Below are 21,777 nucleotides of genomic sequence, written 5' to 3' on the forward strand. Positions count from 1 at the left end.
GACGTGTTCGGGGACCGGATGCTGCCCCTGGCCGGGCCGGGAGCGCCCCTGGTCTCCGAGGCCGCGGCGGTCGAGTTCGCGGCCTGCTTGGGGCGTTCGACCCAGGCGGGCAAGAGGTTCCTCGGCGACGCGGTCGAGCTGCGCTACCGGCTCCCGCACGTGTGGGCCCGGATCCTGGACGGATCCCTGCTCGCGTGGCGGGCCCGACGGATCGCCGACCTGACCCGTGGCCTGGATGCCGAGGCTGTGGCCTGGGTGGACCAGCAGGTCGGACCGTATGCGCACCAGATGGGACCGATCCAGCTCGAACGCGCCACCACCCAAGCAGCCGCCCTGTTCGAACCCGACGTCGCCGCCGCGGTCGCCGAAACCGATGCGGTCGAACACCGATCCGTCACCATCACCACCAACCAGACGACCCCGTTCGTCGGTGCGGGTGCCGAACAAGGCCAAGCCGTGCTCGCGCTGGGCTACCTCGACGGGGTCCTCGACGCCGCCGACGCCCTAGACCTCGAACAAGCCGTCGCTGCGATCGCGCACGGACTCCTTGACCACCCCGACCACGACGACTACGCCGCCGCGAGCCTGGACGTGCGCCGCGCCGGCGCGCTCGGGATCCTCGCCCGGGCCTACACCTCAGGCTCCCTCGACGGCGTCCCCGGGATCGCCCGGGTCGTGGAGCTGGTCATCCACACCGACACCCGCGACCTGGCCGGCACCGACCTGGCACACCTCGCGAACACCCGTGGCCTGGTCAGCATCGAACGCCTCGAGCAATGGGCCACCACCCCCGGCACCCTCATCAACCCGATCCTCGTGGTCGACCTGGCCGAAGACATCGAGACCGCCGGGTACGTCCCGACCACCCGCCAGCGGCGCCAAGCCGCACTGCTCCACCACAAGTGCTCCTTCCCCTACTGCCAAGCCCGCGCCGAGCGCTGCGACCTCGACCACCGAACCGCCCACGCCGACGGCGGCAAGACCAGCAGCCACAACCTCACCCCGCTGTGTCGACAACACCACCGGATGAAGACCCACCACGGCTGGACCTACCACCGCATCCGAGCCGCCACCTACCGATGGCACAGCCCCCACGGCTACCAATACCTGGTCAGCCCGACCGGCACCATCGACATCAGCAGCGACCTCAACCCACCGCTGATCCTCGCCGCCTGAACAAGCGCACATTCTCTGCCTGGTGGGGACTTCAGCGACCTGGCGGCGGGGAGTATCGTTCGCGCACGGACCGCGGCGGCCGGTCCTGGAGAAGAGGCGGCGTAGATGGGTGTCACGAGCGAGAGCGGGCGGATCGTCGCCGGGGGCCGGAAGGGCACCTACGTACGTCTGGCCGAAGGCCCGCAGGAGCGCCACATCTCGCGCACGGACCTGGCTCGCAAGCCCGAGGACCTGGGCGAGCCGGTGCTGACCCTCGCGCACCTGTCCGACATGCACGTCTGCGACCACCAGTCGCCGGCGCGGGTCGAGGTCCTGGACCGGCTCATGGACCCCGACGCCGCGACCCGCGAGCTGATCGACGAGATCGGGACGTACCGCGCCCAGGAGCTGCTGACCGCACAGGTCGGTGCGGCGATGGTCGAGGCGGTCAACGAGATCACCGAGGGTCCCATCGGCGGTGGCCCGCTCGACCTGGCGATCGCGACCGGCGACAACACCGACAACGGGCAGTACAACGAGCTCGACTGGTATCTGACGCTGCTCGACGGCGGCCGGCTGACGCCCGACTCCGGCGACATGCTGCACTACGAGGGCGTCGCCGACCGCCCGGACAAGCGCTTCTGGCACCCCCAGGGCGAGACGTACGACATGCGCCGGGGCGACCACGGTTTCCCGCTCGTCCCCGGGCTGCTGAAGGCCGTGCGCCGAGCGATCGACTCACCCGGGCTGGAGGTGCCCTGGTTGGCGGTCAACGGCAACCACGACGGGCTGCTGCAGGGCACCGTGCCGGGCAACTCGGCCATCGGCGAGGTCGCGGTCGGCGATCTGAAGGCGATCTCCATGCCCGAGCACTGGACCGACGAGGCCAAGGCGAAGCTCATCGCCGGGCTGATCTCGGGTGACCCGGTGGCGCTCGGGATGCTGGCCGAGCTCGAGCCCTACGAGGTGACCCCTGACCGGCGTCGCCGGCAGACCACGCTGCAGGAGTTCATCGACTCCCACGTGCACGACGAGGCGAAGCCGCCCGGCCACGGTTTCAAGGCCGGCGGTGAGCCCTACTACCGCTACGACGTCAGCGACGAGGTCACCTTCGTCGTTCTCGACACGGTCAACCCGGCCGGCGGGTTCCAGGGGTCGATCGACGCCGAGCAGCTGGAGTGGCTCGACGCGGTGCTCGCCTCCACGGACTACGACGAACGGCTCGCGGTGATCGCCAGCCACCACGACGTGGCCTCGCTGGTCAACGACATGAGCGGCACCGGCGGCAAGCGGCGGGTGCTCAGCGACGAGGTCGAGCAGACCGTCTCACGCCATGAGAGCGCGGTGCTCTGGCTCAACGGGCACACGCATCGTACGTCGGTGAAGCCTCGCGGCTCCTGGTGGGAGGTCACCGCGCCCTCGCTCATCGACTGGCCGCAGCAGGGCCGGATCGTCGAGCTCATCTCCGACGGGGACGTGCTCACCATCGCCACCACGATGCTCGACCACGCCGGTCCGGCCCGCTGGAGCGGCTCGATCGAGGAGGTCGGGCACCTCGCCTCGCTCTCGCGTGAGCTGGCCGCCAACGACTGGCAGGGACCGCAGGTGCCCCTCGCCGAGCACCCGTCGGCGGGGACGGCGCAGGATCGCAACGTACTGCTCCATCTGCTCGATCCGAGGGCCTGAAAGGCCTCCGACACGCCGTCATCTAGCGAATGACAGGCGGGTGGGGTTGCGTGGACCAGCGTTGTCCGCTGGACTACCACCAACCAAGTTCATGCAAGCGGCGTGGACATCAAAGCTTTTGGAGGAAAGACACGTGAGCTCGACCGCAGCCACAGGGCCTGCGGACCGGCTGGGCCTCAAGTCCGGCATGGTCATCCAGGAACTGGGCTGGGACAACGATACTGATGACGAGCTGCGGGTCGCCATCGAAGACTCCGTCGACGCAGACCTGGTCGACGGCGACTACGGCAACGTGGTCGACGCCGTGCTGCTGTGGTGGCGCGACGACGATGACGGTGACCTCGTCGACAGCCTCGTCGATGCGCTGACCGACCTCGTCGGTGGTGGGGTCATCTGGCTGTTGACGCCGAAGGTGGGCCGCCCTGGTGCGGTCGACCCGGCCGACATCGCCGAGGCCGCGCCGATCGCCGGACTGTCCCAGACCACCACCGCATCTGTGAGCAAGGACTGGGCCGCGACGCGTCTGCTGGCACCGAAGACCCCGGTCTGATGCCCGCGACTCTCGGCGCGGGTCGTCTCGGGCTCGGTCTCGGCCGGATCGCTGGACACGCGCGGGCGTCCTTGCGTGAGCCTCGTTAGACTCCCGACGGTGTTCTCGACTACGGCTGCCAAGGCACGCACTGCCGGATCCGCGGCGAAGATCCTGGCCGGCTCCGGCATCGTCCGGCCGGTCAACCCTCTCGGGCTCGCACGCACCGGTCTGGCGCTGGCGCGCTGGGGCACCGGGCCGGCCGGAGGGTTCATCGGCCTCGCCCATCGCTACCCGCGGCGCACCGCGGTCATCGACGAGCTGGGGTCGCTGACGTACGCCGACCTCGACCGCCGCTCCAACGCGATCGCTCGGGCGCTGGCCGCCCGGGGGGTCGGTGAGGGCGACGGGGTCGCGATCATGTGCCGCAACCACCGGGGGTTCGTCGACGCGACCCTGGCGGTCGCGAAGCTGGGCGCCGACGCGCTCTACCTCAACACGGCCTTCGCCGGTCCGCAGCTCGTCGGGGTGCTCGAGCGGGACCAGCCCGCCCTGATCATCCACGACGAGGAGTTCACCGGGCTGCTGTCCTCGGCGACCTCGGCCGCGCGGCTGGTCGCCTGGGTGGACTCCGACGACCCCGGCGAGACGCTCGAGTCGCTGGTCTCCGGCGACGCTCGGCCGGTGCCGCCGCCGAAGCGGCACGGCCGGATCGTGATCCTGACCTCCGGCACCACCGGGGCGCCGAAGTCGGCGCCGCGCCAGGAGGCCGGGATCGACGCGGCGGTCGCGCTGATGTCGCGGATGCCGATGAAGGACGGCTGGCGCTGTTTCATCGCCGCGCCGCTCTTCCACACCTGGGGGATCGCCCACCTGCTCTTCGCCGAGCTGCTCGGCACCACGATGATCCTGCGCCGCCGGTTCGACCCGGAGGACGCGCTGGCGACCCTCGCGGAGACCGAGGCCGACTCCTTCGTGGTCATCCCGGTCATGATGCAGCGGATCCTGTCGCTGCCGGAGGAGACGCTGGCTGCGTACGACCTGGAGGGGATCGCCTCCAAGCTGAAGGCCGTCGCGTCCTCCGGCTCGGCGCTGCCCGGCGACCTGGCTCTGGAGTGGATGGACCGGTTCGGCGACAGCCTCTACAACGTCTACGGCTCGACCGAGGTCTCCTACGCCTCGATCGCCGATCCCGTCGACCTGCGCGAGGCGCCGACCTCGGCCGGCAAGGTGCCGTGGGGGACCCGGATGCGGATCCTCGACGGTGAGGGCGTTCCGGTGCCCGATGGCGAGGCCGGCCGGATCTTCGTCGGCAACGGGCTCCTCTTCGAGGGCTACACCAGCGGCGGCGGTAAGGAGGTCGTCGACGGTCTGATGGCGACCGGCGACGTCGGGCGGTTCGGGCCCGACGGTCGGCTCTACGTCGAGGGCCGCGACGACGACATGATCGTCTCGGGCGGCGAGAACGTCTTCCCGCAGGAGGTGGAGGACTGCCTGATGCGCCACCCGCTCGTCGCCGACGCTGCCTGTGTCGGGGTCGACGACGCCGATTTCGGGCAGCGGCTGCGCGGGTTCGTGGTGCTCGTCCCGGACGCCGACGGCGACGTCGATGCGGCGTTGAAGGACTGGGTCAAGGAGAATCTTGCTCGCTTCAAGGTGCCCCGCGAGATCATCGTGACCGACGCCCTGCCACGCAACGCGACCGGCAAGGTGCTCCGCCGCGAACTGGCGACCTGGGACACCGAGGCAGTGGGTTCCAACGGCGAGAGGGCGGCAGAGCAGTGACTGGACTTCAGATCGGCGGTCCGGCTCCGGACTTCACGCTCCGCGACCAGTTCGGTGCCGACGTCACCCTCTCAGACTTCCAGGCCAAGAAGGCGGTGGCGATCTTCTTCTTCCCGTTCGCGTTCTCCGGGGTGTGCACCGGCGAGATGAGCGGGCTGCGCGACCGGCTCGACGAGTTCGTCACCTTCGACACCGAGGTCCTGGCGATCTCGTGCGACCCGGTGTACGCGATTCGGCAGTTCGCCGACACCGACCGGCTGAACTTCCCGGTGCTCTCCGACTTCTGGCCGCACGGCGAGGTCGCCAAGGCGTACGAGGTCTTCAACGACCGCACCGGCGCGCCCCTGCGGTCCTCCTACATCATCGACAAGTCGGGCGTCGTGCGGTGGTCCGTGCACAACGACAACGCCGACGGCCGCGACCTCGAGGAGCACCTCCGGCAGCTCCACGCGGCGGTCTAAGCAGGTAGTTTACGGGTCATCAAAGTTCCGTTAACAGGCTGGTTACATCGCTTTTCCTATGCCCTGGGTGGGATCTAACCTTGAGTTGTTGAGCCGCTGATGACCCGAGACGTCAGCGGCTCAACTTCCATTTCAGGGTTTGGTACGTCGGCCCGGTTCGTCGGGCCCGCCCCTGATCGCGTACTCTTGGGGCGCTTCGGACGCATAGCTCAGTTGGTAGAGCGCCTCCCTTACAAGGAGGATGTCGGCGGTTCGAGTCCGTCTGCGTCCACCACGGCTCACCCCCAGGTCAGGACCCTGTTTCGTCATCGTCCTCATCCTCTCCGGGCTCCTCCTCGGGCTCAGATGCCCCCAGGATGCCCCCGAGCCGCTTGGCCGAGTCCCAGAGGTTGTCATCGATCAGGTGGCCGTAGAGGTCCATCGTCATGGCCGCTGAGGCGTGCCCCAGGATGCGCTGCAGCACCTTCGGGTCAGCGCCGGCACCCAACCAGAGCGAGGCGCAGGTGTGGCGGAGATCGTGGACCCGAAGGGCCGGGCGTCCGATCTTCTTGATTGCTTCGGCCCAGTCGACAGACCGCTTCCAGTTCGCCTCGCTCAGCGGGCCACCCTTCGGCGCATCGAAGAGCCAGTCATCACCCTTCTTGCCCTCGGACCACTTGTCGATGATCGGCACGAGCTCGTCGACCAGGGGCACCGTGCGAGAGCGCTTGTTCTTGAGAGTGTCGACGAAGAGCTCGCCCTTGTCGCTGCTGGCCATGACGGTGCGCTGAAGTCTCAGGCCCTGGCCAGGTACGCGCACCCGATCGCCCACGCGAAGGCCGGCGAGCTCGCTCCAGCGGAGGCCGGAGAGCGCCAGCACGCGGACGATCTCGGCGTAGCGTCCCGAGCAAGCGGCCTCGAGGTCGTGAATCTCCTTGCGGTTGAGGAACTGGCCCTCACGCTTGACGTGTCCCGCCGTTGGAGGTTTCACCGTGGCGGCCGCGTTCACCGTGATTCGGCCGTCCTCGACTGCGAAGGCGAGAAGTCGGCGGAAGACCCCGAGGTAGCGAGCAGCCGATGACGGCGAGCGACCATCAGCGACCAGCCGGCCAACCCATGTCGCCACGTCAGACTTCGTGATCGAAGCGACCGGCACCTTGCCGAACTTCGGTTCGATGTGGCGCTTCCACACCATCAGCTCGAGCGCCTGAGACTTCCGCTTGAGCGTCTGGCGAGCATCGAGCCAGTCAGCAGCGACCACGGAGAGAGCCACGCGGCCGCGCCGGGGATCGTGCCACTCACCGAGGCGAAGCTTCCTCTTCTGCTCCTCCTCCTCCCAGGCTTCCGCATCACGCTTGCGGTCGAAGACACGGTTAGCGACCTCGCGGCCGTGGTGCTTCACGCGAGCCCGGTATCGCACCTTGCCGTCAGCCGTCGTGTAGCGCTGAACGCTCATGCTGCGACCTCCTGCTGATCGGTCACCCAGGCGGTGACAGCCGAGCGCTGCCAGGCGAGACGACGCCCCACCTTCACGGCCGGAGCGAATCGTCCTTCCTGACGAAGCCACCGGATCGTCAGGACCGGCACCCGGAGGTAGTCGGCCACCTCATCAATTGTCATCAGCGGCTCCATGCCGCTCTCCTGATCACTCATCACTTTCTTCCCCTCATCGGTTGGTGTTCCTGGTCTGTGACTTCCACTGCTCGTACTCACGGGCTCGAGCCGCTGCAGCAAGAGCGAGGGTTTCGTCACCGGGATTCGTCCAGCCGGTGCCCTGGTAGGTCCAGCTGCCGATGACGAGAGTTGTCTCGGTGTCGTCGGCCAGGAGCCGGGCCTCCAGTTCCTCGAGGTCGAGCAAGGCCTTTCGGGCGTCCTCGTCATGCTTGGCCGTTGCCACCAGGTCGCGGTATCGCGCACGGGCGCGGCGGAGCTGACCGAGGGTCACGGAGTACCGGCGGGACTTGGTGGAGAAGTGGCCCCGGAACCCGAGCATGTGTGCCCACTTGCCCAGCAGCTGGTAGGGGTTGGCCGGCGTACCGTGGGCGTCGATGTGTGGGCCGTAGTAGTCGCGTGCCCGTGCGCCGAGCTGACGACACCGTGAGGTGAATTCGGTGATGTGCTCAAGCGGACGATCGGCCCGGATCGAGTTGGCATCCTTGGTCGCATACTTCGCCAGGTAGCCGGCGACCTGCCCAGGGGTCAGCGGCCCGTCTGGGTCGTCGGTGCGGTTGGTGTCACGAACCACGCGGACGTCGAGCTGCTTGCCCCAGCACAGCAGCCGGGCGGTGTCGTGCTCGTCGACCGGGGGAGCCTCGAGATGAACCTCGCCGGCGGCGTGCTCCAGGAGCCGGCCCAGAGTGCGACCGTCGAGCGGTGCCGGCGATCCGGGTCCATCGGGACCGTCCAGGCGGATGAGGGCGTGGAAGTGGACCAGGCCGCGTGCTTGGTATTCGGCGACCTTGGCGAACTGCACCGAGGCCACATCAGCCAGGCATGGGGGAGGAACTGGGTTCTTCTTGGTCGGCTTGCGTCGAGTCTCGGTGACCTCGAGGTGCTGTGCCAGGGCGCGACGCAAAGCGATGGTCGTACGCCGCCACAGTTCCGGGGCGTGCCACTGCCAGACGATCGCGGAGTCGGTGTCGTGACAGTCAGCGCAGGGTGGCGCGCCATTGGCAGGATCATCGGGACCGTGCACTGTCATGCAGCCCAGCGGGCGGCCGTGCTCGCAGGTCACGGGCTGTCCGGTCCTGGCGGAGCGTGGCCGACACCGTCCGCCAACCGGTTGCCCGTTCTTTGGTCGGGGTCCGTGGACGTGGCCGAACGAGGGAGCGGTGAAGGTGACGAACAGCAATGGGTTGTCTGCCACCGTGTCCGGGATCGTCTTCCCGCCGACGAGGCCGGCGTTGATCATGGCGTAGGTGTCGCGGGCATACGTCCTCGAGCAGGACGGGCAGACGTCGGCGCGACGGTTGCCGCAGGGGCGGTAGAGCACCCCGAGCGGGGCATTCGCGGACGAGAACGTGCCGACAAGCTCCCCGCTACGGGCGTCAATGGTCGTGGAGGATCCAGAGAGCCGGATCGGGTGGGCGCAGTACTTCACCGCTGCTGCGGTGTCGGCCCAGGCGTCGAAGGAGCCGTCGAGGAGCCGGGCACCGACCGCGTTGAAGGCGGCCGGGGTGAGTCCGGACAGATCCAGCGGCGCATCCTCCCCGTACCCCGGGAACGAACCCCGAGCCGAGGACGATGCGTCACTGTGGATGCCCGGCGCATCCATGGTCGAGACGGTCACGCCGCACCATCCAGCGGGATCACGTCGAGCAGGTCGAGCAGGTCCTCAGGCTCAGAGGCGCGGTCGACGCCGGCCCACCAGCCACCGGTAGCGGTGCGGGCGTACGCGGCGCAGGCGAGGCGGACCGGGCAGCCGGCGCAGGTCTCCCGCATCAGCTCGACCAGGACCGTAGGGGCCTCGACCGCGTCGATAGTCCAGGGCAGACCGCGAGTCTCCAGGGTCGTGCATGCAGCGTGCTCCATCCAGGCCGGGGTACTCATCGCGCACCGCCATCGGTCAGGGAGAGCTGCATCCCGGGCAGGTCGCCGGGAGCGGCATCCGAGATCGTCACCAGGTCCGGGGTCGCCGGGTAGAGCGAGGCGATCCGGCGAATCAGGTCATCGGACCAGTAGTCGGCGCGGATGCGGTCGGTGGAGCCGTCCTCGTCGATGATCCAGGCCGTGCCCTGAGCCGCCTTGAGGATGCGGTGTGCGGGAGCGAACGGGGCCATGCCGTCGCCCAGGACCATGTTGGTCTCCATCGCGGAACGGAGCCGGAGCGCGATGGTCTGCGTGAAGAGGCCTCGCATGTCGATGACCTCCTTACGCGGGTCCTGGACGAACGCCACGACCACGACGCCCACGGCGCGGCCGATGGACAACAGGCGCTTGAGGAGCCGCTCGGCCTCCTTGCGGATCTCCGGGTCGGCGTACGCGGTCAGCGAGGCGAGCTCGTCGATGACCAAGAGGTAGAGCGGATCACCCGGGCCAGGCTTGTGGTTGCGGGAGTAGCCGCGCAGCTCCTCGGTGCGCTGGTCCGCGATGGCCACGAACTCACGCAGCATCTCCACGGCCTGCTCACCCTGGACCGCAATCTTGGTGAACAGCGGGGCGCCCATGGTCAGCTCCATGCCGCCCTTGAGGTCGATCCCGTAGGCGCGCACCGCGTCAACAGCGATGGCGGGGGAGAGGCTCCCGACCATGCCCCACAGGAACGAGCCCTTGCCGGCACCGGAAGCACCCACGACGAGGGTGTGGCGCTGCTCGACCTGGAGCCGGAACGGCTTACCCGACTGCCGCCGGCCCAGAAGGACCGATTCGGTCTGCATCCGTGGCTCCGGCATCGCAGCAACGGCGGGGGTCTTGAATCAGGTCCCGCATCACCAGCTCGAACATCACCGTCGAGCCGGCTCGACGCTTGGCCGGGTAGACCCGGTACGCATCAGCTGAATAGGTCGCGGCCAACTTGGGGGCGATGGCCTCGAGGTCGGCCAGGGCCTGGCCGCGACGCGTTTTGACCTTGAGGGTCACCGAGTGGGCCGAGGTCTTCACTCTCTTGAGGCGAGGGTCGCGCCACTTCTCGATGGACTCCTCACCAACGCCCATCCGCTTTACGCGCTTGGTGCGGCGCTTGGACAGGCCGGCTTCGCGGGCTACGGCCTTCCAGGTGACCCGCAGGACCAGCCACCACCAGGCACGGCGGCCGAGCGAAGCCAGCCAGCCGAGGACGGCCAGGGTGATCGGTCGGGTCGGTTTGATCACGACTAGGACCGCGACCGACAGGGCGACCAGGCCACCGAGGCTGTAAAGGATCGTCTCGTTCATCACTTGCTCCTTCCGTTCGTGTTGCTGCTGGATCCCGCCAGCCGCCACGGCTTCCCTTCCGTGACGGCCGGCGGGCGAATGTGGGGCGTGCTCACCGGCCAGCTGCTTTGGCGCGGCAGGTCGGGCACACCGGGGTCGAGAGGTCGGGGTAGTCCCATGTCCAGGAAGATCCGGCATTCAGCCGGCCGCACAAGGTGCGATCGGCGATGAGCCCGGCCAGGTGCGCCGGGTCGGACCCATCGCCGATCCACACCAGGTAGAGACTCATGACGCGACGCTCCGGGACTCGTCGTAGGCCCGCCGATTCTCGGTACGCCAGGCCTCCAGGTCCTCGAGGCGAGCGGCCCAACCTTCGGCGTCGACCTTCAACGCATCCAGAACCCGCTCGAGCGGGAGACCGCCCACCCTGAGGTACAGATCAGCCCGCTTGGTCACCTCGAACTGAGCCGACTTGGCGCGCAACTCGGAGGTGAGCAGGTCCACCCACATCTCGGCCTCGTCCTTGACCCGCGAATGCGCCAGGGCGTCCATCACGCCGCCTTCGAGGCCGCAGCAGCACCGGCAGCGGGCTTACGCGCGGCGTTCTCGCCGGGCTTGACCATCGACTCGGCCCGGTAGGACCAGGTGATGCGGGTCCGGTCCTGGCCCTCGCGGTTCTTCCCGCCCGTGTACTCCACGTACGGCAGAGCGGTGAGGCCGACGAACTCGACCGGGGTCCAGGGGAAGGGGGTGTCGTTGGCCGGGGGCACCGGCTGGTGCTTGGCCAGGAACTTGACCGTGATCGCGGTGTCCTTCTTGCCCACCGCGTCATCGGCGTCGAGGACCACGACCTGCCAGATCGGGAGGCCGGTCTCCTTCTCGAGCTGCTGGGGCATCGACCCATCGGCTCGCTTGCCGGCGTCGAAGTCGAGGACCGGCTCGACCTCGCCCTTGAGGAACGCTCCCTGCGGGAACACGTCGCCGTGCTGGACTGCGAAACGCTGCTTCATCGCCATGACTTGATCTCCTGTGTCGGTTGGCCGGACCTCTTCCGGCTTGTATCCATTGACCCGTGAAACCGGGGGACGTCTTCACCCCAAACCATGGACATTTGGGGACATTTGCCCCAGAATGGAGGGCATGGCAGCGAACCAACGCATCCGCTCGGCACTCACGAACAAGGGCATGACGGCCGCATCTCTGGCCGGCGCCGTAGGCGTCGACCCGAAGAGCGTTGAGCGCTGGATCAGTCAGGGACGCGTCCCGCACCCAGGAACCCGTGCACGCGTGGCGGAGGCCCTCGGCTACGAGGAGACCCACCTGTGGCCTCAACTGCTCTTGGACTCTCGAGCTGCGTCATCAGCTCAGTCGGAACTGGTGCAGCTCTGGCCGAGTCGCGAGAGCGTCCCGGGCGATGTGTGGCGCTCCCTGCTGACGCGCACTTCGAAGCGCCTGGACGTGCTCGCCTACTCCGGCGGATTCCTCGTCGAGGTCTACGGACTCGCCGCCGAGATCGAGCGAATCTCAGAGGCCGGGGGACAGGTGCGTATCGCGCTGGGCGACCCGGAGAGCGAAGCCGTCCGGCTGCGAGGCCTCAACGAGGGCCTGCCGGCGCTTCCCGAGCGGGCACGATCCACCCTGGAATACCTCGCCGAGGTCAAGAACCTGCCCGGCGTGGAGGTGCGCCAGCAGGACGCCCCGCTCTACGTCTCCCTCTACCGCTTCGACGATGAGGTCTTAGCGAACACGCACACCCACGGTGCGCCGGCGAAAGACTCGCCCGTCTTCCACTACCAGCGCGCAGCTGACGCACACCTCTTCAACTACTACGCCGCCGCCTTCGATCGGGTCTGGAAGGACGCCACGCCCGCCTGAGTCGTAGCCTGTTGGGCATGGGCCGAAGGATCGATTGGTACGACGACCCGGCAGCGCCGGAGGTCAACAGCATCAAACCGAGCGCTGGAGCGTTCGTGCGCGACGAGGACGGGCGAATCCTGCTCATCCGCCGCGATGACAACGGCAACTGGTCGATGCCCGGAGGTGCGATGGACCCTGGCGAGTCGCTCACGGACTGCGCTGTGCGCGAGACGCTCGAGGAGACCGGCATCACCGTTGCCGTGACGGGTCTCGTCGGCATCTGGACGGACCCGCTCCACCGGATCGAGTACACCTCTGACGGTGAGGTCCGCCAGGAGTTCACCATCATCTACGCAGGCCGTTATCTCAACGGGGAGCCGACCCCAAGCAAGGAAAGCCTTAGTGTCGAATGGGTCGATGCCTCGAAGGTGTTGAGCCTCCAGATGGACCGCAGCCAGCGGATGCGTCTCGACTGGGCCCTCAACGAACGCTGGCCGCACATCGATCAGGGCCAGATCTCGGCCTAGCCACGTACGCCGGGGTTGTTGCTGATTCGACCCTCGACCCGTGAGACGGCTGCGAGGATTTCTGGCCGCGCCCTGCGGATGAACTGCGTCACTAGGTGATCCGGTCCGTACCGAATCTCGATCTCGTCCAAACGATCGGTCGCAGCTACGTCGGCGCCTGCGGGACCCGTTGTCATGTCACAGAAGCACACAGCGTCTTCGTACTCCCGGGGTGGACGCTCGAACTCTGCCAGCTCAACGCTCAGCGCCCGCTCCTCGGCCTCCAGTACGGCGCAGGAGTGGTGGGCCACCATCGACACGATGCGCGCGTCCCAGCCCTCACGCCGTAGGTGGCGCGCACCATCGATCGCGTGCATTCCAGTGTTCACCAAATGCGGCGCATAGCCGATGTCATGAAGCCAGCAGGCTGCTGCCAGCAGGTCTACGTTCAACCCAAGTTTCGGCCCTAGTTCCTCCGCCTTCTGACCGACTGACACCACGTGCTGCCACCGCCGCCCCAGAGGCTCAACCAGCCGACGGGCTTCATCTCGCGCGGCACCAAGAAAATTAGACACCCCAGAAGACTATCGGCAGCAGGCTCTAACGGCGATAAGCAGGCCGATCAGCACGAGAGCACCGTAGAACGGGGCGATTGACCAAGACTTCCACACGTCCATCTCAGGCATCCACTTCCGTGCAGCCGCGATCCATTTTTTGGGCTCAGGAGCATCTGATGGTGGCGGATCGTTAGCCTCTGCGGGATTCAGACTGAACGGCGAGACAGGACGTTTTCGGTTGGCCACCGTAACGTACAGATCGCGATACAACTTCTCTTGACGTAAGTAGTTAGCATCGAGGAAAGCGAAGAGAACAACTCCGGCGATGCCCAAAAGTGCAACTGTGCCAGATTGTTTGGTAAGGGCATAACCGTAGGTTGCCGTCACCACCGGCAGCAGCCAACCTTTGGCGGCCGAGGACGCGGCCGACATGCGCGTTACTACGGCCTGGATAAACGCGAGATGCTGTCGCCGATCCTCATCGCTCGGCGCAGAAATTAACGACTCTTCTGGTTCAGGCATTAAGTCCCTGCGATCTCGCGGCACTGCGCGCGTATCCGCTCCCACGCCTCATCCTTTTGCCCCTCTGAGTAGTGCGTCTCCGGCGGCCAGATACGGCCGATTCCGTCATGCTCCCACCGCGGCAGGATATGGACGTGCAGGTGCATCACGGTCTGCGTGGCAGCTTTTCCGTTGGACTGGATCACATTCAGGCCCTCCGGCTCAACAGCGCGCCTGACCGCCGCCGAAATACGAACGGTTACTCGTCCAATCTCTGCTGCGAGGTCGGCATGGAGATTCCAGATGTCTGGAACATGTGCCCGCGGGACAATGAGCGTATGACCTAGCACAGCTGGCTCCGTGGGAAAGAAAGCAACAACACTCTCGTCGCGGTATACCTCGCGGACGTCAGGGTCCTCCCGCTGGACGATTTCACAGAACGGGCACTCAGGATCGTTTGTAGGCACCATCTACCCAGTCGGAGAGGTTCGCTTTGATATTGGCGTAGACCTGCTGGCTTGTCGAGCCGCCCGGAGAGTGGAGTGACACGTACTCCCCGACCGTACCTCCTCCCTTAAGGTTAACCTCGTTGAAAGGGTTCGCGCCCTTGAGGTCGGTGTTCCCGTTACGATCGGAGAGTCCATTGATCCGCACGCCCACGAGCGGCTTCTTGTTATCCCATGCATAAGCGATCTCGTGCTTTACCCAGCGCCGTCCAGCTGTCTGCGCACCTACGAGTACGACCACAGCACTCTTGTACTTCATCTGATCCGCGATCCAGTTCTTGATCGCCTGGTCGCCCTGGCGCTTGACCTGTTCCCACTTTTGAGGGCTCAGGATCTCCTGCTCTTCTAGCTTTCCCATCTGCATAACCTGTTGAACGCGCCAAGCGTCACGGTCGTAGTGAAAACTGAAGAACGCTGACTTAGCCATTTGCGAGATCCTCGCTTTCTGTAGAATCAAGACGATTCCGTCTGGCCGGAAGCGTATTGTCTTGAGCTGCTACATTTGCCGAGATCGTCGCTCGAGAGCGACGTCTACCCAAGACTGGGTACGGCGCCAAGCACCAGATTGTACCTCGATCATTGCGCGGAAGTGCCGCTAGTCACTCGCCGCTTCGTGAGAACTTTCTCTACTGACTCAAGGCGGCCTCCGGCCGCGAGCGCGGCCTCCGGGGGCGTGCGGCCTGGCGGCCGGTCCCCCTACGTGCCGCGCAAATGAAGAAGAGCGCCCAGTCCGTAGACCAAGCGCTCACTCTCCAACCGGACAAGCTGCCCGACCCGATCAGCCGATACCGCAACCTCGACCCCACCGAGCCACTACCGTTCCAACCATGGACGTGCTCCTGCTCATCGTCGCCGGCACCATCGGCACCGGCCTCATCCTCATCACCGTCGCGGGACTCATCGTGTACCTCGTCCTGCGACACACGCAGTAGCCCGGATTCAGCCATGTCGACGACAGGGTTCTTTCGCCGATGACGAGGGCGGGGGCAGCCGTAGCGGCGTACGCTCTCCAGCCCTCGACGAGTCGACCGGGCGTAGGCTCTTGTACGTCAGGGGCAAGCCCCCGAACCCCCGCCAAGGGGGCCAGGTGCCGGAATGGGTGACGCTCCGCCCCCGCGATGCAGACTCCCAGCGATGCCCCCGTGGTGTCCCCAGAGCACTCGAAACGGCCCCGAAGAGCCATGAACAACCATGACGAAAAGTCAGTGGGCGTAAGGGTGGGGGAGTAGGGGACCGCTTCCGGCATCTGACTTACAAGGAGGATGTCGGGGGTTCGAGTCCCTCTGCGTCCACCACCTTGTTTCGCAAGGTCAGGACCCTGTTTCGTCACCGTCCTGCTCCTCTCCGGCGTCCTCGTCGGGCTCAGATGCCCCAGGATGCCCCCGAGCCTCTTGGCTGAGTCCCAGAGGTTGTCATCGATAAGGTGGCCGTAGAGGGAGCGTCGGGCGACTGATCGTCTTCACAGCCTCAGCCCAGCCCACAGACCGCTTCCAGTTCGCCTCACTCAGCGGACCACCTTTGGGTGCATCAAAGATCCAGTCGTCACCCTTCTTGCCCTCGGACTCTGGGCCTGCCGCCGTGTGCGCCGAAGCCCTGACGACGCGGTCTGCCTTCGGCTAACTTTGGCGCGAACATTTCGTCGGAGGGACTGGGGTCTAGTGGTCGCGCTCATCTTGGGTGCCGGAGCCATGCTGGCATTCGGCGCCCTGCTTGCCTGGTTGGCACTGATGTGGTGGCGCTGGATCGTCCAGTACAACCGACGACTGTTTGACAAAGAGGTCCACTCGAGGTGGCCCGTCCAGTTCGAGTGGCGACGCCTGGAGTGGCAGGAGCTGAAAGCGGGCGAGAAGCTGAATCAGACCTTCGGCGCTGTGTTCTTCGGTGCGATAGCCGCAATGGTTCTCGCCTCGGGTCTGGCGGGATGTGTGCGGATCGTCATGGAACTGGTTGGCATGGTGCTCCGATGAATGTCGTGCCCTTGTCCTCAGCCCAGAACAGAAGGGCCGTCAATGACGCGCCTGAAACCTGACACCGCCCGTCGATTTCTGGCATCGCCTTACGCGAGGTTCACCTCGAGTGTCGTTGTCTGCCTGGCAACTCTCAACCTGGTTGCGGCGGTGCTGATCGACCTACGCACCTTCCTCGGACCGAGCACCCCCGGGGACGAGACCCTGTTCGTTGGCCCATTCATGCTGGGCTTCTTGATGTGGGGGTGGGCTATCTGGCTGCTTGTCGCGGCCCAGTCGGCGAGCGTCGGCGCCAAATGGTGGATTCTCAGCACGCCGCTACCGATCGTGGGAGCGCTCCTAGCGTGTGCACTCTTCGGTGTCGTTGCGGCGCTATCCGGTCTCGGTGACCTGACAAGCGGCCAACCTCATTACGACGCCGTCACAGATACATACACGCTCAACAACCACGGCGACCTTCAGGTCATCGACGAGGCAACATACCAAGCGGCGTTAGCGGCCGGTATCCGAATGTTCGCCGCGTTCCCAGTCGTCGCCTCAGCGTTCGGAGCTGGCCTCGCCCTGGAGCACCTGGTCCGGGCCCGGCGGTCACGTGCGGTCGCGCCGATCGCGTGAGAACTTTCTCTACTGACTCAAGGCGGCCTCCGTGGGCGGGCGGCCTGGCGGCCGGTCCCCCTACGTGCCGCGCAAATGATGAAGAGCGCCCAGTCCGTAGACCAAGCGCTCACTCTCCACTATCGACGTGCCGTCAGCTCGACTCACCGTCACCAGCTCGGAAGGCACGGATTCGCATCCGCCGCGCTCATCCGCTGGTCGACAGGTTGCTAGTCGTAGCGGCCCTCGACGACGCCCTCGAACTCCGCCGCAGTCCGAACCTGCACCGTCTCCGGCCAGGGCGACCGCTCGGGCCGGCGTGACCACGTCAGATGCACGAGAACAACATCGTCCCCCGACACGGCGACGACCTCGTCCTGGGGGAGCGCTCTCGCGATCACGGTCCACACCCGGCCATGCAACGAGTGGCCAGGCGACACCTCGAGGGCAAGCTCCTCCGTAAACCGTTGTGCCTCTGCAGCCCTCCGCACATCGACGAAGTCGCCGTCGAACGTGTACGTGTCTGCCCAAGTCACAGAACCAAGATATCGGCTCGCCGAGGTTGGTGCGCGGATCAGCGAGGGGCTGCGTACGTCTTCGTCGGGGTCTGCGTCCTGGCCTCGTCGTCGGTGGGTGGCAGGAGTGTTCGGGCGGCGGCGAAGGCGATCAGGACGATCGCGATGACCATGCTCGCGGTGCCGGTCCAGCCGGTCGTGAAGGCGAGGCCGCCGAGCCAGCCGAAGAGGCTGGAGCCGGCGTAGTAGAACAGCGTGTAGAGCGAGGTGGCCTGCGCGACGCCGCTGGTCGCCATCGGGCCCACCCAACCCGACGCGATCGAGTGCGCGGCGAAGTAGGCCGTGGCGAAGAGCAGCAGGCCGATCAGGACCGAGGCCAGCCGGTCGGGGATCGTCAGCGCAGCTCCGGCGACCATGGTCAGCGACGAGGCCAGGAGTACGCGTCTGCGGCCGAAACGGCCGGCGAGCGTTGCCGCCAGCCGGGCCGACACCGCCCCGGAGAGCCCCGCCAGGAATATCACCGCGGTCAGTGCCGGCGGCAGGTCGAACGGCTCCAGCTCGAGCCGGTAGCCGAGGTAGTTGAAGACCGCCACCTGCGCGCCCATCAGGAAGAACCCCTGCGCGTAGAGCGCCAGCTGGCCGGGGTTGGTGAGGTTGGCGACCATCCCGGCCCGTACGCCGGCGGGCCGGGGCCGCGTGGTCCTGGGGCCGGGGCGCTCGTGGGGGAGGGTGGTGACTGCGACGACAGCGCCCAGCGCGCTGACGACCCCCGCCACGAGAGCCGCCACGCGCCACTCGCTCACGTCGGCGATCGGCGCGGCGATCAGCCGTCCGACCAGGCCGCCGAGGACTGTGCCGGAGATGTACGTCGCGCCTGCGGCCATGGCCTCGCGCCGGCCGACCTGCTCGTTCAGGTAGGCGAGTGCGAGTGCCGGGGTGCCGCCGAGGGCGATGCCCTGTGCTGTGCGAAGGATGATGAGGAGGGGGAACGAGGTCACGAAGGGGAGCGCCAGCCCGATCGCGGCCGAGGCGACGATGGCGATCGTCATCGCCCGCGCCTGGCCGATCCGGTCGGCGACCCACGACCAGCCGAGCGCGGCGACGGCGAGCCCGATCGTGGCCCCGGAGACGGTCAGGGCCGCTTGGGAGGCATCGACCTCGAAGTCGCGGCTGAGTGCGGGGATCAGTGCCTGGGGGTAGTAGAGCTGGACGAACGTCGTCATCCCGATCGCGACGAGAGCGATCAGCACGCGTCGATGTCCCGGGTCGGTCGCTGCCTGTTCGCTCACCCTCGTCACGCTAAGAAGTCAGGGACCGTGCGTCCAATGCATTGGTGCTGCTTGAAGAATGCTGATATGTATAAAATGTCGGATGTGGATGCCACCGCACGAAACGTCCTGCCGATGCTCCCGGCCCTCGCCGCTCTGGCCGAGACGGGGCAGACGCTCGCTGCCGCCGACCTGCTGCAGATGCCGCAGCCGACGGTGAGCCGCATGCTCGCGCGCCTCGGTCGCGAGCTCGGCGTCGACGTGGTCGAGCGGCATGGGCGAGGTCTGCGGCTCACTCGGGCGGGAGAGGCGCTGGCCCCGCATGCCGCCGCCGCGGTCGCGGCGGCCACGGCGGGCATCGAGGCGGTCCAGGCCCAGGAGTCAGGTGCCCGTGGGCGGATCGCCCTCGCGTTCCAGAGCACCCTCGGCGAGCGGGTCGTGCCGGCGCTGGTCAAGGCGTTCCTCCAGGAGCATCCCGGCACATCCGTCGACCTGATCCAGACCTCGCGTCCGCGGTGCCTGGAGGCGGTCAACGACGGCACCGCCGAGGTCGCGCTGATCTCGCCGCTCGAAGGGGGCTCCGGCATGCGCCAGTGGCGGCTGCACACCGAGCCCCTGGTTCTGGTGGTACCGACCGGCCACCGCCTGTCGACACGTGCCCGGGTGAGCTTCGAGGAGGCCGGTGCGGAGACGTTCATCTGCATGAAGCGCGGTTATGGGATGCGTACGCTGCTCGAGGGTCTGGCCCTGGCCAGCGGCGTCACGCCCACCATCGGGTTCGAGGGCGACGACCTCGCCACGCTCCGGGGGCTGGTCTCCGCCGGTCTCGGTGTCAGCCTGGCACCCCGTGACCCGCACGGTGCCGCGGGCTGTGTCGAGGTGCCGCTGACCGACCCCGAGGCCGTACGTCACATCGGTGCCTGCTGGCTCGACCGCAAGCCCTCGACGCTCGCCGCCGCCTTCCAGGACCTGCTCCGTCGCCGCGGTCGGCGGCTGACCGAGATCGGTCTGCGTCCCCTGGCGGGGTGAACCTCCCGATTCCTCGGTGAAATCGGTGCGGCACCGGATCGCACAGTGCCATCATGAAACCCATGGCAGGTCGGAACATCGGCGGACGACAGGATGCCTCGCCGCGGGGCTACTTCGACGGGACCATCGAGGTCCTCCACCACGACGTTCCCCTTCCCGAGGCCTCGGTCAGCCACTCCGGTGGCCCCGACCGGGTCCACACCGACGACCCCGGGACCGAGACCGAGTTCGACCCCGTACGCCGCGTCGGTTTCACCGCGCAGCTCCGGATCCGTGAGCCGCTCGTCTGGGAGGGCGACCAGGCCTGATCCTCGCTAGCCCTCAGGAGTAGGTGGACGCGGTCTCGACGAGCACGTCGTGCAGGGCCAGGTCGGCGGCGCTGCGGACCCGGCCGGCGCGGTGGGCGACGAGGATGCGCCGTGGGGGAGCGGTGTCGCCGAGGGAGATGACGCGTACGTCGGGATGCTGGTTGACGGTTGCCGTGCGCGGTGCGAGGGCGATGCCCAGGCCGACGCTGACCATGGCCTGGGCCTCTTGGTAGTCGTTGGCCTGGAACGCGATGGTCGGGTTGAAGCCCGCGGCGACGGCGCTCCGCTGCAGGACCTCGACGACCGGGTGTCCACCCGCGCGGATGATCCAGGGCTCCTCGGCGAGGTCGGCCATCCGTACCGTACGCCGCCGGGCCAGGCGGTGGGTGGCGCCGACGAGGAGCACGGTGGGGTCGGTGAAGAGCTCGGTCAGCACCAGCTCGTCGTTGACGACCCGCTCCCAGGCGTAGTCCCACAGGAGCGACATGGCGACCTTGCCTTCCTCCAGCATGCGCACCAGGTCGTCCTCGCGGCCGCTGTGGATGGTCAGCGCGATGTTGGGGTAGAGCTCGCGGTAGCGGCGGACCGCCAGGGGCAGGAACGAGCTGCCGATGGTGGGGAAGGTCCCCAGGGTGACGCTGCCGCGGCGTACGCCGGCGATGTCGGCGAGGTCGGACTCCGCGGCCGCCAGCTGGCGCAGGACCTTGCGTGCGTGGGTGGCGAGCACGAGGCCCGCGTCGGTCGGGGTCATGCCCCGGGCATGACGGTCCAGGAGCGGCTGGCCGGCCTCGCGCTCGAGCCTCAGCAGCTGTTGTGAGATCGCGGAGGGTGTGCAACCCAGCGCCGTGGCCGCGCTGGTCACCGATCCTTCCTCCACGATCGCCAACAGGATCTGCAGCCGTTTGATGTCGAGCACGACGCCAGTCTGCATGAAGTTCTTCTACATGGCCATGAAGGGGCATGCAGCACTGCTTCAGTCGTCGGAGGCGTGTGGATCGACACGCAGGTGTCGTTCGAGTATGTAGTTCTACTTCATGCTCATGTTCAGATCCGCGATTGTGCTACACGTCACCTGGCTCCAGGCTGTGTGCGTCCGGAACGCCCGGACGACTCGGCCCAGGAGGCAATATGCGCGAGATCGCCGCGACATGGATGCGGGGTGGCACCAGCAAGTGCTGGGTCTTCCGTCGCGACGACCTGCAGGTCCCGGATCTGTCCGTCGACGAGGTGCTGCTGCGGATCTACGGCAGCCCTGACCACCGTCAGGTCGACGGCGTGGGTGGTGGCACGTCCACCACGAGCAAGGCGGTCATCCTCGCCCCCTCGGAGGCGGCAGACGTGGATGTGGAGTACACCTTCGCCCAGGTCGGCATCGAGGAGGCCAAGGTCGACTGGGGGAGCAACTGCGGCAACTGCTCCGCGGTGGTCGCCTTGTTCGCGATTCGCGAGGGATGGGTGCGGACCGGGACGCCGGAGACGGCGGTCCGGGTCCTCAACACCAACACCGACCCCGCCTGATCGTCCTCGGTCTCCGCGCTCGTACGCCGGTCGGCAAGCTGGTCTTCGGCAGCACCGCCCAGCGGATCCTGCTCGACGCCACCTGCCCCGTGCTCGCGGTCAAGCCACCGGTGGCCGCGTCCTGAGCGCAGGCGCGCAGCGGTGAACGGCGAGCCGGGGGATCGTGGATCAGATCGCCCCGGCTCCGCCGCATCAGCCATTTGGC

General features: G+C 67.2%; 28 protein-coding genes, 1 tRNA gene and 1 pseudogene. 14 read left to right on the top strand and 16 right to left on the bottom strand.

Going from position 1 to position 21,777, the window contains the following annotated elements; all coding sequences use genetic code 11:
- From ABZ796_RS24245 to ABZ796_RS24270, 6 genes are all read left to right on the top strand, one after another.
- A partial coding sequence (locus ABZ796_RS24245; RefSeq protein WP_357340424.1) for a hypothetical protein occupies window positions 1-1,176 on the top strand: 1,176 nt, incomplete at its 5' end.
- 105 nt (window positions 1,177-1,281) lie between these two features.
- Window positions 1,282-2,841 (top strand): TIGR03767 family metallophosphoesterase, encoded by a 1,560-nt coding sequence (locus ABZ796_RS24250; protein WP_357340426.1) that lies wholly within the window; start codon window positions 1,282-1,284, stop codon window positions 2,839-2,841.
- Between the two features lie 133 nt (window positions 2,842-2,974).
- Window positions 2,975-3,391 carry a DUF3052 domain-containing protein gene (locus ABZ796_RS24255; RefSeq protein WP_357340428.1) on the top strand — a complete coding sequence of 139 codons (417 nt, stop codon included), beginning with the start codon at window positions 2,975-2,977 and terminating at the stop codon, window positions 3,389-3,391.
- Between the two features lie 99 nt (window positions 3,392-3,490).
- Window positions 3,491-5,155 carry an AMP-binding protein gene (locus tag ABZ796_RS24260; protein ID WP_357340430.1) on the top strand — a complete coding sequence of 555 codons (1,665 nt, stop codon included), beginning with the start codon at window positions 3,491-3,493 and terminating at the stop codon, window positions 5,153-5,155.
- Complete coding sequence (locus ABZ796_RS24265) at window positions 5,152-5,616, top strand: peroxiredoxin (RefSeq protein WP_357340432.1); 465 nt, start codon at window positions 5,152-5,154, stop codon at window positions 5,614-5,616. Before ABZ796_RS24260 ends, ABZ796_RS24265 begins: the two co-directional genes overlap by 4 nt.
- 198 nt (window positions 5,617-5,814) lie before the next feature.
- Window positions 5,815-5,890, top strand: a tRNA-Val gene (locus tag ABZ796_RS24270).
- Window positions 5,891-5,905: 15 nt separating this feature from the next.
- Here ABZ796_RS24270 and ABZ796_RS24275 read toward each other — a convergent pair.
- The 9 genes from ABZ796_RS24275 to ABZ796_RS24315 all read right to left on the bottom strand — a co-directional run bounded on the left by ABZ796_RS24275 (window position 5,906) and on the right by ABZ796_RS24315 (window position 11,462).
- Window positions 5,906-7,051 carry a tyrosine-type recombinase/integrase gene (locus ABZ796_RS24275; RefSeq protein ID WP_357340433.1) on the bottom strand — a complete coding sequence of 382 codons (1,146 nt, stop codon included), beginning with the start codon at window positions 7,049-7,051 and terminating at the stop codon, window positions 5,906-5,908.
- Window positions 7,048-7,248 carry a helix-turn-helix domain-containing protein gene (locus ABZ796_RS24280; protein ID WP_357340435.1) on the bottom strand — a complete coding sequence of 67 codons (201 nt, stop codon included), beginning with the start codon at window positions 7,246-7,248 and terminating at the stop codon, window positions 7,048-7,050. The genes ABZ796_RS24275 and ABZ796_RS24280 overlap by 4 nt, the downstream gene beginning before the upstream one ends.
- Window positions 7,249-7,261: 13 nt before the next feature.
- On the bottom strand, window positions 7,262-8,884 hold the full coding sequence (locus tag ABZ796_RS24285) for a replication initiator (RefSeq protein ID WP_357340436.1): 1,623 nt from the start codon (window positions 8,882-8,884) through the stop codon (window positions 7,262-7,264).
- A complete protein-coding gene (locus ABZ796_RS24290; RefSeq protein WP_357340437.1) occupies window positions 8,881-9,144 on the bottom strand; it encodes a hypothetical protein in 264 nt (87 codons plus the stop codon). Before ABZ796_RS24290 ends, ABZ796_RS24285 begins: the two co-directional genes overlap by 4 nt.
- Window positions 9,141-9,971: an FtsK/SpoIIIE domain-containing protein gene (locus tag ABZ796_RS24295; protein WP_357340438.1), complete on the bottom strand. Its 831-nt coding sequence runs from the start codon at window positions 9,969-9,971 to the stop codon at window positions 9,141-9,143. Before ABZ796_RS24295 ends, ABZ796_RS24290 begins: the two co-directional genes overlap by 4 nt.
- Window positions 9,928-10,467: a hypothetical protein gene (locus ABZ796_RS24300; RefSeq protein WP_357340439.1), complete on the bottom strand. Its 540-nt coding sequence runs from the start codon at window positions 10,465-10,467 to the stop codon at window positions 9,928-9,930. Before ABZ796_RS24300 ends, ABZ796_RS24295 begins: the two co-directional genes overlap by 44 nt.
- A 91-nt stretch (window positions 10,468-10,558) precedes the next feature.
- Window positions 10,559-10,735, bottom strand: a complete 177-nt coding sequence (locus tag ABZ796_RS24305) for a hypothetical protein (RefSeq protein WP_357340440.1) — start codon at window positions 10,733-10,735, stop codon at window positions 10,559-10,561.
- Window positions 10,732-10,998 (bottom strand): hypothetical protein, encoded by a 267-nt coding sequence (locus tag ABZ796_RS24310; protein ID WP_357340442.1) that lies wholly within the window; start codon window positions 10,996-10,998, stop codon window positions 10,732-10,734. Before ABZ796_RS24310 ends, ABZ796_RS24305 begins: the two co-directional genes overlap by 4 nt.
- Window positions 10,998-11,462: a plasmid replication, integration and excision activator gene (locus ABZ796_RS24315; protein ID WP_357340443.1), complete on the bottom strand. Its 465-nt coding sequence runs from the start codon at window positions 11,460-11,462 to the stop codon at window positions 10,998-11,000. The genes ABZ796_RS24310 and ABZ796_RS24315 overlap by 1 nt, the downstream gene beginning before the upstream one ends.
- A gap of 124 nt (window positions 11,463-11,586) precedes the next feature.
- Here ABZ796_RS24315 and ABZ796_RS24320 point away from each other — a divergent pair, with 124 nt between their 5' ends.
- Together ABZ796_RS24320 and ABZ796_RS24325 are read left to right on the top strand one after the other, a co-directional pair.
- On the top strand, window positions 11,587-12,321 hold the full coding sequence (locus ABZ796_RS24320; protein ID WP_357340445.1) for a helix-turn-helix transcriptional regulator: 735 nt from the start codon (window positions 11,587-11,589) through the stop codon (window positions 12,319-12,321).
- 17 nt (window positions 12,322-12,338) lie between these two features.
- The gene (locus ABZ796_RS24325; RefSeq protein ID WP_357340447.1) at window positions 12,339-12,830 is read left to right on the top strand and encodes an NUDIX domain-containing protein; all 492 of its coding nucleotides are present in this window, start codon (window positions 12,339-12,341) and stop codon (window positions 12,828-12,830) included.
- Here the strand turns inward: ABZ796_RS24325 and ABZ796_RS24330 are convergent.
- Genes ABZ796_RS24330 through ABZ796_RS24345 form a run of 4 tightly spaced genes read right to left on the bottom strand, consistent with a single transcriptional unit; the run spans window position 12,827 to window position 14,800 of the window.
- Window positions 12,827-13,384 (bottom strand): HD domain-containing protein, encoded by a 558-nt coding sequence (locus tag ABZ796_RS24330; protein ID WP_357340448.1) that lies wholly within the window; start codon window positions 13,382-13,384, stop codon window positions 12,827-12,829. The two genes, ABZ796_RS24325 and ABZ796_RS24330, sit on opposite strands and share 4 nt — an antisense overlap.
- A gap of 9 nt (window positions 13,385-13,393) precedes the next feature.
- Window positions 13,394-13,933: a hypothetical protein gene (locus ABZ796_RS24335; protein WP_357340450.1), complete on the bottom strand. Its 540-nt coding sequence runs from the start codon at window positions 13,931-13,933 to the stop codon at window positions 13,394-13,396.
- Window positions 13,888-14,337 carry an HIT domain-containing protein gene (locus tag ABZ796_RS24340; protein ID WP_357340452.1) on the bottom strand — a complete coding sequence of 150 codons (450 nt, stop codon included), beginning with the start codon at window positions 14,335-14,337 and terminating at the stop codon, window positions 13,888-13,890. Before ABZ796_RS24340 ends, ABZ796_RS24335 begins: the two co-directional genes overlap by 46 nt.
- Window positions 14,315-14,800 carry a TIR domain-containing protein gene (locus ABZ796_RS24345; protein WP_357340454.1) on the bottom strand — a complete coding sequence of 162 codons (486 nt, stop codon included), beginning with the start codon at window positions 14,798-14,800 and terminating at the stop codon, window positions 14,315-14,317. The genes ABZ796_RS24340 and ABZ796_RS24345 overlap by 23 nt, the downstream gene beginning before the upstream one ends.
- A gap of 1,231 nt (window positions 14,801-16,031) precedes the next feature.
- Here ABZ796_RS24345 and ABZ796_RS24350 point away from each other — a divergent pair.
- Window positions 16,032-16,340: a hypothetical protein gene (locus ABZ796_RS24350; RefSeq protein ID WP_357340456.1), complete on the top strand. Its 309-nt coding sequence runs from the start codon at window positions 16,032-16,034 to the stop codon at window positions 16,338-16,340.
- A gap of 42 nt (window positions 16,341-16,382) precedes the next feature.
- On the top strand, window positions 16,383-16,955 hold the full coding sequence (locus ABZ796_RS24355) for a hypothetical protein (protein WP_357340458.1): 573 nt from the start codon (window positions 16,383-16,385) through the stop codon (window positions 16,953-16,955).
- A 209-nt stretch (window positions 16,956-17,164) separates the two neighbouring features.
- Here the strand turns inward: ABZ796_RS24355 and ABZ796_RS24360 are convergent, their stop codons facing one another.
- Together ABZ796_RS24360 and ABZ796_RS24365 are read right to left on the bottom strand one after the other, a co-directional pair.
- Window positions 17,165-17,470: a hypothetical protein gene (locus tag ABZ796_RS24360; protein WP_357340460.1), complete on the bottom strand. Its 306-nt coding sequence runs from the start codon at window positions 17,468-17,470 to the stop codon at window positions 17,165-17,167.
- Between the two features lie 38 nt (window positions 17,471-17,508).
- Window positions 17,509-18,738, bottom strand: coding sequence for an MFS transporter (locus ABZ796_RS24365; protein ID WP_357340462.1), 1,230 nt, complete (start codon window positions 18,736-18,738; stop codon window positions 17,509-17,511).
- A 75-nt stretch (window positions 18,739-18,813) separates the two neighbouring features.
- Here ABZ796_RS24365 and ABZ796_RS24370 point away from each other — a divergent pair, with 75 nt between their 5' ends.
- Window positions 18,814-19,746 carry a LysR family transcriptional regulator gene (locus tag ABZ796_RS24370; RefSeq protein ID WP_357340464.1) on the top strand — a complete coding sequence of 311 codons (933 nt, stop codon included), beginning with the start codon at window positions 18,814-18,816 and terminating at the stop codon, window positions 19,744-19,746.
- Between the two features lie 62 nt (window positions 19,747-19,808).
- A complete protein-coding gene (locus tag ABZ796_RS24375) occupies window positions 19,809-20,054 on the top strand; it encodes a hypothetical protein (protein ID WP_357340466.1) in 246 nt (81 codons plus the stop codon).
- A 13-nt stretch (window positions 20,055-20,067) separates the two neighbouring features.
- Here ABZ796_RS24375 and ABZ796_RS24380 read toward each other — a convergent pair whose 3' ends face one another.
- Window positions 20,068-20,985: a LysR family transcriptional regulator gene (locus ABZ796_RS24380; protein WP_357340467.1), complete on the bottom strand. Its 918-nt coding sequence runs from the start codon at window positions 20,983-20,985 to the stop codon at window positions 20,068-20,070.
- 197 nt (window positions 20,986-21,182) lie between these two features.
- Between ABZ796_RS24380 and ABZ796_RS24385 the strand changes: the two genes are divergently transcribed.
- Together ABZ796_RS24385 and ABZ796_RS24390 are read left to right on the top strand one after the other, a co-directional pair.
- Entirely contained in the window at window positions 21,183-21,572 is a 390-nt protein-coding gene (locus tag ABZ796_RS24385) for a PrpF domain-containing protein (RefSeq protein WP_357340469.1), read from the top strand.
- Window positions 21,569-21,697 (top strand): annotated as a pseudogene (locus ABZ796_RS24390) (universal stress protein); the annotation flags it as partial. The gene ABZ796_RS24385 and the pseudogene ABZ796_RS24390, both read left to right, overlap by 4 nt.
- Between the last annotated feature and the right edge of the window lie 80 nt (window positions 21,698-21,777).

It is taken from the genome of Nocardioides sp. NPDC047086, assembly GCF_040643685.1.
In the GTDB taxonomy this organism is placed as follows: domain Bacteria; phylum Actinomycetota; class Actinomycetes; order Propionibacteriales; family Nocardioidaceae; genus Nocardioides.